We start from the raw sequence: 18,481 nt of genomic DNA, 5'->3' as shown, positions 1-18,481 counted from the left end.
AATTTAAGTGTTGCTAAATAGCGACGTTACGGTTGAAAAACAATCAGCTTGCAGTGTGAGTGATTAAACAAATAAACATAATAGAAACATTGGCATGTATTATTTGTAGCAAACATGGCACATAGTATGCATAATACTGCGCAGTGGCTCATTCACCCTCCTATGTCAGCCCCCGCAAGGGTTGTGCTACATAAAACTTAGAATGACGCACTCCAGGTGCCTGCCGTCCACCTTTTGATTATTGTCAGTCTTGTACTGCTTTATCATGCTCCGGGCGAAACGTTGAGTAAGGCACCGCCTGATTCCAGAACAAAGGCAGAGAATATTCTCTGCCTTTGTTGTTTCTGAACTTTCAACTCCCGCCAATCCCCGTTAGCATCGAATCATTCAGGTAGACAATGAGATGAAGCTATTGAACCAGTGGCACTTTTTCCCTCGCTCCCTACGTCAGCTCGTCATGATGGCCTTTTTGCTGGTTCTGGTTCCCTTGCTGGTGCTGGCGTGGCAAGCCTGGCAAAGCCTGAATGCGCTGAGCGACCAGGCCGCCGTCACCAATCGCACAACGCTTGTGGATGCGCGTCGCAGTGAAGCGATGACCAACGTGGCGCTGGAAATGGAACGTAGCTATCGACAGTACTGTGTGCTGGACGATACCACTCTCGCTAAGGTTTATGAGGGGCAGCGTAAACGTTACGCGCAAATGCTCGAAGCCCACGCTGGCGTCCTGCCGGACAATCATCTTTATCAAACATTGCACCAGTCGCTCAACGACCTCGCTGAAATTCAATGCAAAAACAGTGGGCCAGATTCCGCTGCCGCGGCACACCTTGAAACCTTCGCCACGGCTAATGCTGAAATGGTGCAAGCGACACGCGCGGTGGTGTTCTCTCGTGGGCAGCAACTCCAGCAAGAAATCGCCGAACGCGGACAGTTCTTCGGCTGGCAGGCGCTGGTGCTGTTTTTGTTAAGCGTCGCGCTGGTGATTATCTTCACGCGTATGATTATCGGCCCGGTTAAAGGCATTGAACGGATGATCAATTTACTGGGCGAAGGTCATTCATTGGGCAACGCGGTGTTGTTTAAAGGGCCGCGCGAATTGCGCTCGGTGGGGCAGCGAATTGTCTGGTTAAGCGAACGTCTGTCATGGCTTGAATCTCAGCGCCATGAGTTTTTACGCCATATCTCACATGAGTTAAAAACTCCCCTCGCCAGTATGCGCGAAGGCACTGAACTGCTGGCAGACCAAGTTGTTGGGCCGTTAACCAACGACCAAAAAGAGGTGGTCGAAATCCTCGATAACAGCAGTCGTCACCTGCAAAAATTGATTGAACAACTGCTGGATTACAACCGCAAACTGGCGGACGTTCCGGTCGAACTTGAGAAAGTTGAATTGGCACCGTTAGTGGATGTGATTATTGCCGCTCACAGTTTGCCAGCACGGGCTAAAATGATGCGTACCGTATGTGAATTTAGCCCGGAGCTTGTCCTCGCCGAACCCATGTTGCTCATGAGCGTACTGGATAATCTCTATTCCAATGCGGTGCACTATGGGTCTGAATCCGGTACCATTTATTTACGTAGCACGCAGGTGGGGAAAACTCTTCACATTGATGTCGGTAATACGGGTGATCCTATTCCGCCTGCGGAGCGAGAGATGATTTTTGAACCTTTTTATCAGGGAAGTCACCAGCGCAAAGGTGCGGTTAAAGGGAGTGGCCTGGGCCTGAGTATTGCCCAGGATTGTATCCGTCGCATGCATGGCGAATTGCATCTGATTGACGATGAAACGGCAGATGTCTGCTTCCGAATTGAGTTGCCTGTTTTTCCCGAGAACAAATAAAAAATGAAAGTGACTATTTTTCGCCCTTTGTCAGCATTGCTCCTGCCCTTATTGCTGGCGAGTTGTGTGCAAAATGCAGCGCCCAAAGACGTAAAACATCCGCCGGTGGCAGAAGAGCCGGAACAACAGCTGGCGGATTACCTATCGACAGATTGTGAAGATATCTGGCAAAACCAGAGCCACGACTCCATGAGCAACCCGCTGTACTGGCTGCGGGCGATGGACTGCGCCGAACGTTTAGCGCCTGCACAGGCGCGAGCGGAAGCACGTCGCTGGCCGTCCGATAGCTGGCGCGATACCTTCAAGCGAGGCATTTTGCTGGCGAATGCCAAAATCTCCCCCACCGAGCGCCGCCGTTACATGGTTAAACTCGATGCGATGACAGCTGAAGTCCCTTCGCAGGTGCGTTCATTGTTCCAGGTATGGCGTGATGGGCAGGCATCTTTGCTGGCGCTTTCAGACGAACGCACGCGCTACAGTAAATTGCAGCAATCCTCAGACAGCGAGCTGGACACGCTGCGCGAGCAGCAACAACGGCTCAGAAGCCAGTTAAGTTTGACCACCCGAAAACTGGAAAACTTAACCGACATCGAGCGTCAGCTTTCCAGCCGTAAACCTGCCAGCACAGAATTGCCGGACAACACCAAACCCGCGCAGGAGGCGAAACCATGACGCAACGTAAACCCGCCAGATTACTGCTGGTCGATGACGATCCGGGCTTGCTGAAACTTCTCGGTATGCGCCTGACCAGCGAAGGTTACACCGTCTCGACTGCCGAAAGCGGTGCCGAAGGGTTGCGTCTGCTTGGTCGTGAAAAAATCGACCTGGTGATCAGTGATTTGCGGATGGACGAAATGGACGGTATGGCGCTGTTCGCTGAAATCCAGAAAGTGTATCCGGGCATGCCGGTGATCATTTTGACCGCTCACGGCTCGATACCTGACGCCGTCGCGGCAACGCAACAGGGCGTGTTTAGCTTCCTGACTAAGCCTGTCGATAAAGACGCGCTTTATAAAGCCATTGACGATGCGCTGGTGCACTCGGTCATCGCCGGGGACGACATGTGGCGCGATACCATCGTCACACGAAGCCCCGTTATGCTGCGTTTGCTGGAGCAGGCGCGGATGGTCGCGCAGTCGGACGTCAGTGTGTTGATTAACGGGCAAAGTGGCACCGGCAAAGAGATTCTGGCGCAGGCCATTCATAACGCCAGCCCACGCAGCAAAAAAGCATTTATCGCCATTAACTGCGGCGCGCTGCCGGAACAGCTACTGGAATCCGAGCTTTTTGGTCATGCCCGCGGTGCGTTTACTGGCGCGGTCAGCAGCAGGGAAGGGTTATTCCAGGCCGCAGAAGGCGGAACGTTATTCCTCGATGAAATTGGCGACATGCCGATTCCTTTGCAGGTCAAATTGTTACGTGTTTTGCAGGAGCGTAAAGTGCGCCCGTTGGGCAGCAACCGCGACCTGGATATCGACGTGCGTATTCTCTCGGCTACTCACCGTGATTTACCTAAAGCGATGGAGCGCGGCGAGTTTCGTGAAGACTTATTTTACCGCCTCAACGTGGTGAGCCTGAAAATTCCTGCGTTGCAAGAGCGTGCAGAAGATGTGCCGTTGCTGGCAAACCATTTGTTACGCCAGTCCGCCGACAGGCATAAGCCGTTTGTGCGCAGCTTCTCAACCGATGCCATGAAGCGGCTGATGGCGGCAAGCTGGCCGGGCAACGTGCGCCAGTTGGTCAACGTGATTGAACAATGTGTAGCGTTGACGTCCGCTCCGGTTATCAGCGATGCGCTGGTGCATCAGGCGCTGGAAGGTGAGAACACCGCGCTGCCGACGTTTGTCGAGGCGCGTAATCAGTTTGAGCTGAATTACCTGCGCAAACTGTTGCAAATGACCAAAGGAAATGTGACTCAGGCGGCGCGTGTTGCGGGGCGTAACCGTACTGAATTCTACAAATTACTCTCACGGCATGAGCTCGATGCCAATGACTTTAAAGAGTAGTCTGTGGTAAGTTTGGGCTATCGATGAAGTGCGGGATGACAGAGAAAACTATGAAAAAAATTGATGCGATTATTAAACCGTTCAAGCTGGATGACGTTCGAGAAGCGCTGGCAGAAGTTGGCATCACTGGCATGACGGTCACAGAAGTTAAAGGTTTTGGTCGTCAGAAAGGGCATACCGAACTGTACCGTGGCGCTGAGTACATGGTGGATTTCCTGCCGAAAGTGAAAATTGAAATTGTCGTCACCGACGATATCGTTGATACCTGCGTGGATACCATCATCCGCACCGCGCAAACAGGCAAAATCGGCGATGGTAAAATCTTTGTCTTCGATGTTGCTCGCGTGGTGCGTATCCGTACTGGCGAAGAAGACGACGCCGCGATTTAATTTTTACCCCTCACCACGGCCCTCTCCCCAAAGGGGCGAGGGGGAAAGAAAATCCCCTCTCCTGTGGGAGAGGGCTAGGGTGAGGGCATGTTTTCGGCTGAAAAATTACATCACTTTATGCGGGCCAAAACACTCATAGTGAATTCGGCTCTGCTCAATGCCCAACTTCACTAATTGTTCCGCCGCAAAACGCATAAAGCTCACCGGACCGCACAGATAAAACTGCATATCAGGCGCACTGATTTTGCTCTCAAGCGCGACTAAATCCATCAAACCTTCGCTATCAAACTTCGCCTGAGCGCGGCAGTTTTCACTCGGTTCGCGATACCACACGTGGCTTTCAAAACGTGGCAATTGCGCACCCAGCAGAGTCACTTCATCGGCAAATGCGTGCACGTCGCTATGGTCTGCCGCGTGGAACCAGTTCACTTGGGCTGCATGCTGAGTTTTTGCCAGTGTATCCAACATTGCCAACATCGGCGTCTGGCCAACGCCTGCGGAAATCAGCGTAACCGGAGTTTGTGCGTTCACGTCCATAAAGAAATCACCGGCAGGCGCAGCCAGATGCACTTCATCACCGACTTGTGCGTGGCTATGCAACCAGCTTGAAACCTGGCCCAAATCTTCACGCTTCACTGCGATGCGATAGCTTTTGCCATCGGCTTTACGAGTCAGTGAATACTGGCGAATTTCCTGATGCGGGAAACCTTCTGGTTTCAACCACACACCGAGGTATTGGCCTGGCTGATAATCGGCAACGGATTTGCCATCGACAGGCTCAAACTCAAAGCTGGTAATCAGCGTGCTTTGCGGCTCTTTTGCCACAATACGGAACGCGCGAGTGCCCTCCCAACCGCCATTTTTCGCTGCATTGTCCTGGTAGATTTCCGCTTCACGATTGATAAACACGCCCGCCAGCACACCATACGCTTTGCCCCAGGCATCCAGCACTTCCTGGCCCGGGCTGAACATTTCATCCAGCGTAGCCAAAAGATGGCCGCCGACAATATCGTACTGCTCAGGTTTGATCTGGAAGCTGGTGTGCTTCTGGGCAATTTTTTCTACCGCAGGCAATAGCACAGCCAGATTTTCAATATTGGTCGCGTACGCGCAAATAGCATTGAACAGCGCTTCACGCTGATCGCCGTTGCGCTGGTTGCTCATATTAAAGATTTCCTTCAGCTCAGGATTATGGCTGAACATACGGTCGTAAAAATGTGCGGTAAGTTTTGGGCCGGTCGCGGCAAGCAGGGGAATGGTGGATTTCACAACAGCGATGGTTTGGGCATCAAGCATGGTATAGCTCCATTTTCTGACATTAAAATCTAATGATGTATTTTAAATACATCTTATAAAACTCTTCGCCAAAAAAAAAGCACTACATTGTAAATGGATACTGACTGAGTCGATTCGGCTCACAGAACATGAAATTTCTGCAAGTTGATGATGAATTAATATCCGTTGAAATAAGCGATGACTTTTGCCTTCAAACCCTTGCAGGACGCCAAGCCAATCGTTTGCGTAAAAACCTATGTCAAGACCTATCACGCAACACTGTTTCGGTTTACACTGTTGCCCGTTGTATTTAAGGCGGCCAAAAAGCTGTTCAAATATTTACTGTTAGCTGAGTCTGGAGATGCGAATGTTAAAACGTGAAATGAACATTGCCGATTATGATGCCCAACTGTGGCAGGCTATGGAGCAAGAAAAAGTACGTCAGGAAGAGCACATTGAACTGATCGCCTCCGAAAACTACACCAGCCCGCGCGTGATGCAGGCTCAGGGTTCTCAGTTAACCAACAAATACGCAGAAGGCTACCCAGGCAAGCGTTACTACGGCGGCTGTGAATATGTCGACGTGGTTGAGCAACTGGCTATTGACCGTGCAAAAGAGCTGTTCGGCGCTGATTACGCTAACGTGCAGCCGCACTCCGGTTCACAGGCTAACTTTGCGGTATACACCACTTTGCTGGAACCAGGCGATACCGTTCTGGGTATGAACCTGGCACACGGCGGCCACCTGACTCACGGCTCCCCGGTTAACTTCTCCGGCAAACTGTACAACATCGTTCCTTACGGGATCGATGAAACTGGTCACATTGATTACGCAGATCTGGAAAAACAAGCCAAAGAACACAAACCGAAAATGATCATCGGTGGTTTCTCTGCTTATTCCGGCGTGGTTGATTGGGCAAAAATGCGTGAAATCGCTGACATGGTCGATGCGAAGCTGTTCGTCGATATGGCGCACGTTGCAGGCCTGATTGCGGCTGGCGTTTACCCGAACCCGGTTCCACATGCTCACGTTGTGACGACCACAACGCACAAAACGTTGGCAGGCCCACGCGGTGGTTTAATCCTCGCGAAAGGCGGCAGCGAAGAGCTGTACAAGAAACTGAACTCCGCGGTATTCCCAGGCGCGCAGGGCGGCCCACTGATGCACGTCATCGCGGGTAAAGCTGTGGCACTGAAAGAAGCTATGGAACCTGAGTTCAAAACTTACCAGCACCAGGTTGCCAAAAACGCGAAAGCGATGGTTGCCGTGTTCCTGGAACGTGGCTACAAAGTGGTTTCTGGCGGTACTGATAACCACCTGTTCTTGCTGGACCTGGTTGATAAAAATCTGACCGGTAAAGAAGCTGATGCAGCGCTGGGCCGTGCAAACATCACCGTGAACAAAAACAGCGTGCCAAACGATCCTAAGAGCCCGTTTGTGACTTCTGGTATCCGTATCGGTACGCCAGCAGTGACTCGCCGTGGCTTCACTGAAGCTGACGTCCGTGAACTGGCGGGCTGGATGTGTGATGTGCTGGATAGCATCAACGACGAAGCGGTTATCGAACGCACTAAACAAAAAGTTCTCGATATCTGCGCACGCTTACCGGTGTACGCATAATCTGTTGAAGACCCCGGTTCGCCGGGGTTTTTTATGCCCAATCACACCTGATTCAACGACTCTTCAGCGTACAAATAACCCACTCCCATCACCTGTTGCGGTCGACTCAACTGCCCGAAACTGATTTGTGTCGCATTTGCCTTGAGTGAATCGCCATGGTCAAAGGGATTAAATCCAATTTGCTTGTCGATGGTCGCAAGCCAGCTTTCGCCAAACCCGCAGCTTCTGCCGTAGAACAAAATCTGATTGATATTCAAAATATTGAGGAAGTTGTACAGGCTTAACCCAATGGCGTTAGCGGCGTTTTCTACCCAACGGCAAACGTATTCATTACCTTCATGCCAGGCGGTAATTAACTGTGTTGAAGTAATAGATTCCGGGTCGAGCTTTGGTGAAATGGGTTGTGATTTTAGCCAGATGCGTGCCTGCTTTTTTAACGCCGTCAACGAGGCCACTGTTTCCAGGCAGCCGTAACGCCCGCAGTCACATGCCATGCCATCGGGGTTCACAATCGTGTGGCCGATTTGCCCGCTGCCGTACAGGCTGCCGCGATAAATTTGCCCGTTAATCACAAATGAAGAACCGATGCCGTAATCGACGTTTATGACACAGAAATCCTGGCGATTTGTCGGATTCTGCCATTTCTCTGCCAGCGCCAGCATCACGCAGTCGTTATCCACCCTGACGGTTACGCCGAGCTTTTCTTCCAGAAGATATTTGATTTCAACCGGTTCACGCCACGGCGCTTGCGGCATGGTTTGCGACACTCCCGTCACCGGATCGACTTGCCCGTGGATCCCGAGCGCCAGGTTAATTTTCTTTTTCGGCCAGCATTTGCGTTGCGTGCGCCAGATATTCTCGATAGCGGCGAGTAGCGCCTGTGGCGTGGCGGCATTAACCTGAATCCGTTCAAATTCCCCCTGCGGTGAAAGCTGTGCATCGCACAGCTGACTCTCAATGCTGGTGGGGGTGACATTCATGCAAAGAATGAAATCGCCATCGGGCGGGATTTGGTAACTGCCGCTATTGATACCACGGTTACTCAGATTTTCGCTGGAATGGCTCAGTTTTCCATCCTGCACTAACTCATCAAGAATCTTGCTGACCGCAGGGATCGAAAGACCGGTGTACTGCGAAAACTGCGATTTACTGAGCCGCTTATGCTGCCACACCAGTTTCATCAACGTCTGGCGATTGAGTTGCCGCACGCGTTGGTTGTTCAGCCCTGAGTCATACATTTCACTAAACTCCGTTAACTTTATTGTGTGAGCATTAAGCATTCTAAGGCGCAATGAGTTCTCTACACTGCAAACATAACGTATTTCACTGTTGTTTGTTTACTGGAGAAGCGAAATGTACGGAGCCGTTAACGTCTGGCAAGAGACGATTGCGTTACCCACATGGACGACCGGTGCAGAAGACCCGAATCCGATGTTCCTTGAAAGCCGTGTTTACCAGGGGTCTTCCGGTGCGGTTTATCCCTACGGCGTGATTGACACCCTGAGCGGTGTGCGCGAAATGCGTGATTACAAAGCGGTGTGGATTGAAAACGATTTTATCCGCGTGATGCTGCTGCCTGAACTGGGGGGGCGTATTCACCGCGCTTATGACAAAGTGATGGATCGCGATTTCGTTTACTACAACGAAGTGGTGAAACCGGCGCTGGTGGGATTGGTCGGGCCGTGGATTTCCGGCGGTATCGAATTTAACTGGCCGCAGCACCATCGCCCAACCACTTTTATGCCTGTCGATGTGACTTTCCAGAAGCATGGCAACGGCGCACAAACCGTCTGGTTGGGTGAAGTGGAGCCGATGCGCGGCTTGCAAGTCATGACCGGGTTTACGCTCTACCCGGAAAAAGCGCTGATTGAAATCACCGGCAAAGTGTTCAACGGCAACGCCACGCCGCGCCATTTCCTGTGGTGGGCGAATCCGGCAGTCAAAGGCGGCGACGATCACCAAAGCGTATTCCCCCCTGATGTCACCGCGGTATTCGATCACGGCAAACGTGATGTTTCCGCCTTCCCGATTGCCCACGGCACCTACTACAAAGTCGACTATTCCGCAGGCGTGGATATCTCGCGCTACAAAAACATTCCGGTGCCAACGTCTTATATGGCGGATAAATCAGATTACGATTTTGTCGGCGCTTATCATCATGGCGAGCAGGGCGGTTTGCTGCATATTGCCGATCACCATGTTTCACCGGGCAAGAAACAATGGACGTGGGGAAACTGTGATTTCGGCCAGGCCTGGGATCGCAATCTGACGGATGAAAACGGCCCCTATATCGAGCTGATGACAGGCGTATTCACCGATAACCAACCGGATTTCACCTGGATTGCGCCTTACGAAGAAAAAATCTTCGTGCAGAATTTCCTGCCATACAGCCAATTGGGCACGCTGCAAAACGCCAACACTCAGGCGGCGGTGAAACTTGAGCGCCATAACGGTGAACTGCACCTCGGAGTCTACGCCATCGCGCCGTTGCCAGACGTTACGTTAGACATTGAATCAGCGGGTAGAACGTTGTGGAAAACCCCACTTTCACTGCAACCCGCGCAGGCGTGGCAGGAAGCTATCAGCGACAGCTGGCCACAGCGCCTGACGCTGAATCTGCGTGATGCGCAGGGCAAACTTATTCTCAGCTACTGCGAACACGTTCCGGAAGATCTACCGCTGCCGCAGCCTGCCAGTGTTCCGGCAAAACCACAGGACATCACCCATTGCGACGAGCTGTATTTCATCGGCCAGCATCTGGAGCAATATCTGCACGCCAGCCGCTCGGCGTTTGATTATTACCAACGAGCGCTGGCGCTGGACCCGGAGGATTACCGTTGTAACGTGGCATTAGGCCAGCTCGAGCTGAACCGGGGAAACTGGGCGCTTGCCGAACAGTACGCCGACGCCGCGCTGAAACGCGCGCATCGTCTGAACAAAAACCCGCAAAACGGTGATGCCAGCATGTTGCGTGGGGCGGCAAAAGAGAGGCAGGACGACTGCGCCGGGGCGTTTGACGATTATTTTAAAGCGAGCTGGAGTGGCAATTGCCGTGATGCCGCATCTTACGCGCTTGCTCGCCTGGCGCTGCGCAAAGATGAAGCTGCGCAGGCGCTGGCATTTGTGAATCAAAGCCTGAAATTTAACGCCAGCAATAACCTGGCAATGGGGCTGAAAGCGCTGGCGTTTCATCAAACCGGGGCGTCACAAAAAGCACTGGGCTGGGTTGCGCAGCAGCTTGAAGAATACCCGCTCAGTTACGTTCTGCATTATGCCCGCTGGGTGATTACGCAAAGTGAAACTGACCGTGCTGAACTGCTGCGCGTGACCGGTAAACGCGGCGTGAATGCCAGTGTTCTCGCGGGTTGGCTGGTGAGTCTGGGCCATGAAACGCAGGCCCGGGAATTGCTGAGTGTGATGGATTCACAAGAAGCGATGCCGCTGTTGTGGCGTGCGGCACTGGAAACTGACCATGCACAGCAACATGCTTTTGTGCAGCAGGCGCAGGACAATTTTGCCCGCAAAGTTCGCTTCCCGAACACGCTGGACGAAGTGCAAATGCTGCAACGTTTGCCGCATGATGGCTTCGCGCAATATCTGTTGGGATGTTTCTGGTATAGCAAACGTCGCTATGACGACGCGGTGGCCTGCTGGCAATTCGCTGCTGAGCAGCTCCCGGAATTTGCTGCGGTTCAGCGGGTGTTGGGCATTCATGCCTGGAATAAAAAACACAATGCCGAACTGGCGGAACATTATCTGCAACGCGCGGTTGCGCTGGAGCCGGATAACGCCCGCTTCCTGTTTGAACTGGATTACCTGCAAAAACTCACCGGTCGCTCTACCGAACAACGCCTGGCGCATCTTGCGGCTCGCCGCGACGTGGTCCTTAAACGTGACGATCTGACCGCAGAATTACTCAGCCTGTGGAATATCCATGGAGAAACAGATGCCGCAGCGCAAGTTTTAGCGCAGCGTAAATTTCACCCGTGGGAGGGCGGCGAAGGCAAAGTCACCGGGCAGTATCTGATAAATCTTCAACGCAGGGCGCTGGCGTACATTGCTGATAAGCAGTTTGGAAAAGCAGAAGAGCGACTTCAGCAGGCGCTCAGTTACCCGGAAAACCTCGGCGAAGGACGTTTAGTTGGCCAGAGCGATAACGATATCTGGTACCTGCTGGGTTGGTGTGCGCAGCAAAGCCAACAACCAGAGCGTGCGCAGCATTGCTACGAACGTGCGCTGGAGGGCGGCTCCACGCTGGAAGCCGGGCGTTACTACAACGATCAGCCGGTTGATTACCTGTTCTACCAGGCCATGGCGTTGGTCCGTATCGGCGAAAAAGAGCAGGCCGAGATGCAGTTTCGCCACTTTATTGCCTGGGCTGATGCGCACTTTAACGACCCGTCTGAACCCGATTTCTTTGCTGTCTCCCTGCCAGATTTAGTGGCGCTAGATGCCGATCGTCAGGCTGTGCATCACCAACACTGCCTGTTTGTCGCAGCCCTTGGGCATCTTGGATTGGGTGAGCTCGCCGAATTTGAAGCAGCCTTGAAAGCCTTGCTGTCACAAAATCCGGCTCATGACAAAGCCCACTTGCTGCAACTGGCAGTGCATAACGGCGTATTTCCCCTGGTGTTGAAATAACAATAAACGGCGGGAGATAACTCCCGCTCCTCTGTATCTCTACAAGATTTAAACGAGGATTAACAATGAACACTGCACAGACACAATTACGCATGGGGTATGTCTGGACTATCTGTCTGGTGGCCGCCTGTGGAGGTTTGCTGTTTGGATATGACTGGGTGGTAATTGGTGGAGCGAAACCGTTCTACGAAGCCTACTTCTCAATAACCGACCCTGCGCAATCTGGCTGGGCGATGAGTTCCGCGCTTGTCGGCTGTATTTTCGGGGCATTAATTTCCGGCTGGTGCGCAGACCGGTTCGGGCGCAAAACGCCGCTGATTATGTCGGCGATTTTGTTCACCGCCTCGGCCTGGGGCACAGCCATGGCCAGCAACTTCGACATGTTTGTGGTGTATCGCATTGTCGGTGGGGTAGGGATTGGCCTCGCATCAGCACTCAGTCCGATGTATATCGCAGAAGTCAGCCCGGCTGAAAAACGCGGTAAGTTTGTTGCCATCAACCAGTTAACGATTGTGATTGGCGTACTGGCAGCACAGCTTATCAACCTGGTGATTGCAGAACCGGTCGGCAGCGCGGCAACGATGCAGCAAATCACCGAAAGCTGGAACGGGCAGGTCGGCTGGCGCTGGATGTTTGGTGCTGAACTGGTTCCTGCGCTGGCATTTTTAGTGCTGATGTTCTTTGTACCGGAATCGCCACGCTGGCTGGCGCGTGCCGGTAAAAACGAACGCGCTCATCAGATGCTTAAACGTATCGGTAATCAAAAATATGCCGACGACACGCTGAACGATATTCTGCAAACGCTGGACAACGACACGCAAAAAGTCTCATGGAGTGCGTTGTGGCAGCCGCAAGTGAAGCCAATCATTATCATTGGGATGGTGTTGGCTGTGTTCCAGCAGTGGTGCGGCATTAACGTGATATTTAACTACGCGCAGGAAATATTTGCCTCCGCAGGCTTTGATATCAACAGCACGCTGAAATCCATTGTTGCGACAGGTTTGATTAACCTTATCTTTACCCTCGCAGCGCTGCCGCTGGTGGATAAAATCGGCCGCCGCAAACTGATGCTGTTTGGTGCCGCCGGTCTGACCATCATCTATGCGCTAATCGGTGCGGCTTACGGGCTGGGCATTATGGGACTGCCAGTGTTGATTTTAGTTCTGGCGGCGATTGCGATTTACGCTCTGACGCTGGCCCCTGTCACCTGGGTTCTGCTGTCTGAGATTTTCCCAAACCGTGTGCGTGGCCTGGCAATGTCTTTAGGAACACTGGCGCTGTGGGTCGCCTGTTTCTTACTTACGTATACCTTCCCGCTGTTGAACGCCAGTCTTGGCGCGGCGGGCAGCTTCCTGCTCTACGGCGTGATTTGTGCCGCAGGCTTTATCTATGTGCGCCGTTATGTGCCTGAAACGAAAGGTGTGAGTCTGGAAGCGCTGGAAAAACGTATGGCAGACCAATACGGTGCAGCGGCGAAAGCGCGTGCCGAAAGAACGGCCCATTAAGATATGGAAATGCTGTTACTTGAAAATGAACATTTACGTTTAACCGTCGCCCCGCAAGGGGCGGCAATTCGGAGCCTGGAGTCGCTCACACATCAACAGCCAATACTTCACCCTGGCGATAAAGCGCTGTTCCCGATGTTGCCGCTGGCAAACCGCGTTGCCGGGAATCGTTTTCCGCTACATGGCGAGTTAATCGAATTGCCAAAAAGTCCGGTGGATGAGCAATTCTTTCTACATGGCGATGGCTGGCTAAAAACCTGGGAAGTTGAAAAGCATGATTCTTTGAATCTCGTGCTGACAATGGAAAGCCAGCACCACTGCGGATTTGATTATCAGGCGCGGCTCGCTTATCGACTGGAAGGGATACGGTTTATCGCCGAGTTGGAATTGTCTCATCGGGGAAGTAAGCCGATGGTTTATGGCCTGGGTTTCCATCCCTTTTTCCATCTCACACCTTCCACTCACGTGCAGTTTGGCGCAACAGGGTTCTGGCCGGAAGGAGAGAACCACTTGCCGTTGGAATGGCAGGGTGAACTGACCGCGCAAACCGATTTCCTGCAACCGAAAACGCCGGATAACCAGTGGTTGAACGTCGGCTATTCCGGCTGGAATGGCAGAGCGTTAATTGAAAACGACGAAATGCGTGTTCAACTGCGTTGCGCCACGCCGTATTTGATGGTTTTCCGCATGGAAGATGAAACGTTTATTTGCCTCGAACCACAAACTCATCCGGTGAATGCGCATAATATGGCGGGGCAACCGGGTTTGGTGTTGTTGCAAAACGAGCAATCAACGGCGATCAAAATGGAGATTACGGTTTTGTCTCGTGATGATAAAACTCCGTAATTATTACGTGTTATTAGTCTGTTAATGAATGCTTGCAAGCCAGCCAACGCTCGGACACACTAACGCCTCCAAAACGGGAGGGATCATGGTTTTGCATTCAACGCGCTGGCTGGCGCTCAGTTATTTTACCTACTTCTTTAGCTACGGGATTTTCTTACCTTTCTGGAGCGTCTGGCTCGCTGGAGTAGGCCTGCCGCCTGAAACCATCGGGTTATTATTAGGGGCTGGTTTAATCGCCCGTTTCCTCGGCAGCTTGTTACTTGCCCCTCGTGTTACTGACCCCTCCCGACTTGTCTTTGCCCTCAGAATCCTCGCCTTACTCACATTACTTTTTGCCGTCGCTTTTTGGTTCGGGCAAACCTCCGCCTGGCTATTGATTGTGATGGTCGGCTTTAACCTATTCTTCTCACCACTCGTACCGCTGACCGATGCACTGGCTGGAACCTGGCAAAAACAAATCACCATGGATTATGGCCGAGTTCGCCTGTGGGGATCGCTGGCGTTTGTGATTGGGTCGGCGATGACCGGCAAACTGGTGAGTTTGTTTAGCTACCAGGCGATTCTGGTGCTGCTGAGTATCGGCGTCGCGTCGATGTTAATCGGCATGATGTTGCGTCCATCGGTGATGCCGCAGGGCGAAGCGAGACACAACGAAGGCGCGGGCTGGCCAGCGTGGAAGAAACTGGTGTTGGGTTCATGGCGTTTTCTCGCCTGCGTGACGTTGTTGCAGGGAGCACACGCGGCGTACTACGGGTTCAGCGCAATTTACTGGCAGGGCGCGGGGTATTCCGCCTCGGTTGTCGGGTATTTGTGGTCGCTGGGTGTGGTGGCAGAAATCGTGATTTTTGCGCTGAGCAACAAACTGTTCCGCAACTGGAGCGCGCGTGATTTGCTGCTGCTTTCTGGCGTGACGGGGATTTTGCGCTGGAGCCTGATGGCGTACACCACCGATCTTCCGTGGCTGATTGCGGCGCAAATCCTGCATTGCGGCAGTTTCACCGTGTGCCACCTTGCGGCGATGCGCTATATCTCAGCGCGTGAAGGCAACGAAGTGATTCGCTTGCAGGCGGTCTATTCTGCGGTGGCGATGGGCGGCGGTATTGCGATTATGACCATGTTCTCCGGCTATCTTTACCAGCATATGCAGGGTGGGGTGTTCTGGATTATGGCGTTGGTCGCCGTTCCTGCGTTGTTGATTCGCCCACGCCCAATTTCGTATTGCGTTAACACTCAATAATTTTACGAATTTGCTGCTGCTGGTGTTCGCCCAGCGGCAGCTCCACGTGAATGAGCGGCGGAGAGTACAGCGGCAACGTAGTGGAATAGGGTGAAATCACCAGCACCACTTCTTTTGGCGCTCCCTCTTTTTGATAGCTGTGAATCGTCAAATGTTTGATATTGAGTGGCAGCAGCGTGAGTTCGCGTAGCTGTTGTTCAATAGTTTGTTCAAGCTCTAAATTATTGCCCGTCAGCAGCAATACTTGTTTCTCGTGCAGATCGTTTTCCTGCATCAACCACGCGCCGAAAATCACCGCGACCAAACCCACTTCTTCGTCAGAAAAACGCATCTCAAAATGGCTTTCAAAATCGCTAAACGCTTCACGCGTGGTGCGCATCAGACGTGGATATAAACGCGTGATTTCTTCCGGCAGGCTGTTATCAATCCCGATTCCGAACTGGCAGCGGTCCAGCGCCTGAGCGAGATGAATATAGAGCTGATCGCTCAGTCCCTGTTCATCGCTAAACGACATTCCCGCTTGTTCACGAAACTGCGCAATCATGGTGACAATCGCGCCGCGTAGACGTAAATCTTGCTCATGGTTATCACCAATCGGATCGGGCATTCGCAGGAGCTGGAATAGCAACGCGAGGAATAGCTGCTCGTTTTCATTGGCGGTTTGCAACACTCGCCGCTTCCAGTGGCGGGCAATCTCAAGGGCTGCCAGGTATTCCGGGCGAATTTGTGTCCATGCTCGCTGCTGCTCGGTGAATTCAGGAATAATTCCCGCATGATGCTGATGCAGACAATACTGCAAAAACAGCGTCAAAAACTGCACGTCACGGGCATCAAACTGGCGCTGCAAACGGCGGGCGCACAGGCTTATCAACGCCTGGAGGTTTTTTTCGTCATACAGCGCAGTCAGTATGCCCTGTTGTTTAAGTTGGGTTTTTAGTGCCGGAGTAAAATGCTGCTGCACAAAGTGTGGGCTTAGACGTAAAGCACGACGCAGCCAGTGCAATAAGCACAAGCGTCTATTCAGAGGCGTGCCCTCAATCCGGTAGCTGCCGTCCTGTTGCGTGATGAGGCTCAGCCTGTGATAGCGCTGGATTTCATCGCCGGTGTCGGCTATATCTTGCAGGGCTTTGGCGTCATCGACCCCGTTGAGTCTGGCTAAGATCTCTGGGGTGACGGTTTGGCCCGGTAAGTAAAGCAACAAAAGCAGGTGGCAGCGACGCTGCGGACTGGAGAGTACAGATGGTGTTGGGGAAAGCAGTGTCATCATCCGCATAACCAAGTCAAAGTTAATTATTGCTAAGAGTAGCTAAAGCTTTTGCCGTACAGCTTAGGATTTGAGCTTTTTAATTACGGAATTCTGACTGGCTCACAGAATTTTAATCTTGAGAGAATAATGAGCAGGAAAATGTGTAACAGAATTGCGCTTTTTGCCTTGAGTACGGCGCTTTTTAGCCCGATGGCTTTGGCACACCCGCACAGCTTCATTACCCTGGTCACGACCGTAATGGCTGAAAATGACCAGCTCACCGGCCTGAAAATGCAGTGGACGATGGATGAAATTACTTCAGCCGATCTACTGTATGACGCCGGTAATGCGAAGCCGGATTCACCCGTGTGGAAGAAGCTGGCGGCTGAAGTGATGGCGAATGTTCTGGGGCAACACTACTTCACTGAGTTCTGGCATAACGGCCAAAAGGTGACGTTTGATAATTTGCCGCCGCAGTATGGACTCGCACGGGTTGGGCATCAGGCGGTGCTGACCTTCATTTTACCGTTGGCGCATCCGCAGCCGCTAAAAGGCCAAACCTATCAGTTCGCCACCTTCGACCCGACCTATTTTGTTGATATGAGTTACGACCATAATAGCGATGCCAAACTGCCGGAAACATTAGCCAAACAATGCAAAATCTCAGTGAAAACGCCTAAGCCGACGGAAGACATGCAGGCGTTTGCACTCTCTTTAGATAAAGCCGACGCGCCGCCCGAAGATATGGAACTGGGTAAACAATTTGCTCAACAGGTGATCGTGCAATGTCAGTAATGCCTTCGACCAAACCGCAATCCCGCCGTTGGCTCCATATGTGGCCGCTGGCGTTTTTCCTTATTGTCTGCGCCGCTGCATTTTACAGTCTCTGGCATTACTGGCCGCAAATCATCCTGAATAGTGCGATGTGGCAGAAATCCATTAACCAACAGATGAGTGGGCTTTTGCGCGAAGTAGCCGAAAACCCGGCGCGTGCCGGTTGGTCTTTGCTGTCATTTAGTTTTGTCTACGGCGTGCTTCACGCGTTAGGGCCAGGGCATGGAAAAGTAGTGATCACCACTTGGCTTGCCACGCACCCGTCGCGCCTGAAAAGCAGCCTCAAACTGACATTTGCCGCTTCTTTATTACAAGGACTGGTGGCGATTGGTTTAGTGACGCTGGTGCTGGGAATTCTGGCGCTCCCTTCGCGGCAATTGCATATGAGCAGTTTCTGGCTGGAGAAGGGCAGTTATTTGCTGGTTGGGATTTTAGGCTTGATGTTATGTGGCCGGGCTGTGGGCAAATTGCGCCGCATATTGCGTAAACCCGTACGCTTTACTTCTTTCACACCGCATCATGTTCACCATGAAAAATGCGGCTGCGGCCATCAGCATTTGCCGACTGAACAACAGCTTGATGCCGGAGAAGACTGGCGCGCCCGAGCGATGATTGTGTTGTCGATGGGAATGCGCCCTTGTTCCGGAGCCATTATGGTGCTGTTGTTCAGCAAAGTGATCGGCGTGTATACGTGGGGAATTGCGTCGGCGTTGACGATGGCGGCAGGGACATCGCTCACTATTTCCGGGCTGGCATTATTGGTACACAGTTTCCGCAAGCTGGCGGTTCGTTTAAGCGGCAATAAAGCACCGGTTTTGTGGCGACAAGTGGCCTGGGCAACACTGGCATTTGCAGGTGGGGGGATTTTGGTATTAGCAGCGGGGGTGATGTGGCTGAGTGCTCAACCGGTCATGCGTGGGATTAGACCGTTTTAGTTCTTGATTAGAACAACCCTCACCCCGGCCCTCTCCCTGAGGGCGAGGGGGAAAACCGGACAGTCTCCTCTCCCTGAAGGCGAGGGGGGAAACCGAACAGTCCCCT

Annotated in this window: 14 protein-coding genes; 11 read left to right on the top strand and 3 right to left on the bottom strand. The window is 52.5% G+C overall.

Annotation, left to right across the window (positions count from 1 at the left end; translation table 11 throughout):
* Positions 1-403: 403 nt before the first annotated feature.
* The 4 genes from GBAG_RS15245 to glnB are packed head-to-tail and all read left to right on the top strand — an operon-like array spanning position 404 to position 4,235.
* On the top strand, positions 404-1,840 hold the full coding sequence (locus GBAG_RS15245) for a sensor histidine kinase (protein ID WP_034497735.1): 1,437 nt from the start codon (positions 404-406) through the stop codon (positions 1,838-1,840).
* 3 nt (positions 1,841-1,843) lie between these two features.
* Positions 1,844-2,512 carry a two-component system QseEF-associated lipoprotein QseG gene (gene qseG / locus GBAG_RS15240; protein ID WP_051873731.1) on the top strand — a complete coding sequence of 223 codons (669 nt, stop codon included), beginning with the start codon at positions 1,844-1,846 and terminating at the stop codon, positions 2,510-2,512.
* Positions 2,509-3,846, top strand: coding sequence for a two-component system response regulator GlrR (glrR, locus tag GBAG_RS15235; RefSeq protein WP_034497734.1), 1,338 nt, complete (start codon positions 2,509-2,511; stop codon positions 3,844-3,846). The genes qseG and glrR overlap by 4 nt, the downstream gene beginning before the upstream one ends.
* A gap of 50 nt (positions 3,847-3,896) precedes the next feature.
* The gene (glnB, locus tag GBAG_RS15230; protein WP_002438074.1) at positions 3,897-4,235 is read left to right on the top strand and encodes a nitrogen regulatory protein P-II; all 339 of its coding nucleotides are present in this window, start codon (positions 3,897-3,899) and stop codon (positions 4,233-4,235) included.
* A 105-nt stretch (positions 4,236-4,340) separates the two neighbouring features.
* On the opposite strand, the gene hmpA is transcribed toward glnB, so the two are convergent.
* Positions 4,341-5,531, bottom strand: a complete 1,191-nt coding sequence (hmpA, locus tag GBAG_RS15225; RefSeq protein ID WP_034497733.1) for an NO-inducible flavohemoprotein — start codon at positions 5,529-5,531, stop codon at positions 4,341-4,343.
* A gap of 346 nt (positions 5,532-5,877) precedes the next feature.
* Between hmpA and glyA the strand changes: the two genes are divergently transcribed.
* Positions 5,878-7,131, top strand: a complete 1,254-nt coding sequence (glyA, locus tag GBAG_RS15215) for a serine hydroxymethyltransferase (RefSeq protein ID WP_034497731.1) — start codon at positions 5,878-5,880, stop codon at positions 7,129-7,131.
* Positions 7,132-7,172: 41 nt separating this feature from the next.
* On the opposite strand, the gene GBAG_RS15210 is transcribed toward glyA, so the two are convergent.
* Positions 7,173-8,369: an ROK family protein gene (locus GBAG_RS15210; protein ID WP_034497730.1), complete on the bottom strand. Its 1,197-nt coding sequence runs from the start codon at positions 8,367-8,369 to the stop codon at positions 7,173-7,175.
* A 115-nt stretch (positions 8,370-8,484) separates the two neighbouring features.
* Here GBAG_RS15210 and GBAG_RS15205 point away from each other — a divergent pair, with 115 nt between their 5' ends.
* From GBAG_RS15205 to GBAG_RS15190, 4 genes are all read left to right on the top strand, one after another.
* Positions 8,485-11,772 (top strand): DUF5107 domain-containing protein, encoded by a 3,288-nt coding sequence (locus GBAG_RS15205; protein ID WP_034497729.1) that lies wholly within the window; start codon positions 8,485-8,487, stop codon positions 11,770-11,772.
* Positions 11,773-11,837: 65 nt separating this feature from the next.
* The gene (locus GBAG_RS15200; RefSeq protein WP_034497728.1) at positions 11,838-13,277 is read left to right on the top strand and encodes a sugar porter family MFS transporter; all 1,440 of its coding nucleotides are present in this window, start codon (positions 11,838-11,840) and stop codon (positions 13,275-13,277) included.
* 3 nt (positions 13,278-13,280) lie between these two features.
* Positions 13,281-14,123: an aldose 1-epimerase gene (locus GBAG_RS15195; protein ID WP_034497727.1), complete on the top strand. Its 843-nt coding sequence runs from the start codon at positions 13,281-13,283 to the stop codon at positions 14,121-14,123.
* Between the two features lie 85 nt (positions 14,124-14,208).
* Complete coding sequence (locus GBAG_RS15190) at positions 14,209-15,360, top strand: 3-phenylpropionate MFS transporter (RefSeq protein WP_034497726.1); 1,152 nt, start codon at positions 14,209-14,211, stop codon at positions 15,358-15,360.
* Here the strand turns inward: GBAG_RS15190 and csiE are convergent.
* Positions 15,347-16,627 carry a stationary phase inducible protein CsiE gene (gene csiE, locus GBAG_RS15185; protein ID WP_034497725.1) on the bottom strand — a complete coding sequence of 427 codons (1,281 nt, stop codon included), beginning with the start codon at positions 16,625-16,627 and terminating at the stop codon, positions 15,347-15,349. The genes GBAG_RS15190 and csiE overlap by 14 nt on opposite strands.
* A gap of 138 nt (positions 16,628-16,765) precedes the next feature.
* Between csiE and GBAG_RS15180 the strand changes: the two genes are divergently transcribed.
* Both GBAG_RS15180 and GBAG_RS15175 read left to right on the top strand, forming a co-directional pair.
* Positions 16,766-17,401, top strand: coding sequence for a DUF1007 family protein (locus tag GBAG_RS15180; RefSeq protein WP_246864884.1), 636 nt, complete (start codon positions 16,766-16,768; stop codon positions 17,399-17,401).
* Positions 17,392-18,375 carry a nickel/cobalt transporter gene (locus GBAG_RS15175; protein WP_034497723.1) on the top strand — a complete coding sequence of 328 codons (984 nt, stop codon included), beginning with the start codon at positions 17,392-17,394 and terminating at the stop codon, positions 18,373-18,375. The genes GBAG_RS15180 and GBAG_RS15175 overlap by 10 nt, the downstream gene beginning before the upstream one ends.
* Positions 18,376-18,481: the final 106 nt, after the last annotated feature.

The sequence above is a fragment of the Buttiauxella agrestis ATCC 33320 genome, from assembly GCF_000735355.1.
GTDB lineage: Bacteria > Pseudomonadota > Gammaproteobacteria > Enterobacterales > Enterobacteriaceae > Buttiauxella > Buttiauxella agrestis.
This window is presented reverse-complemented; position numbering and strand designations above follow the sequence as displayed.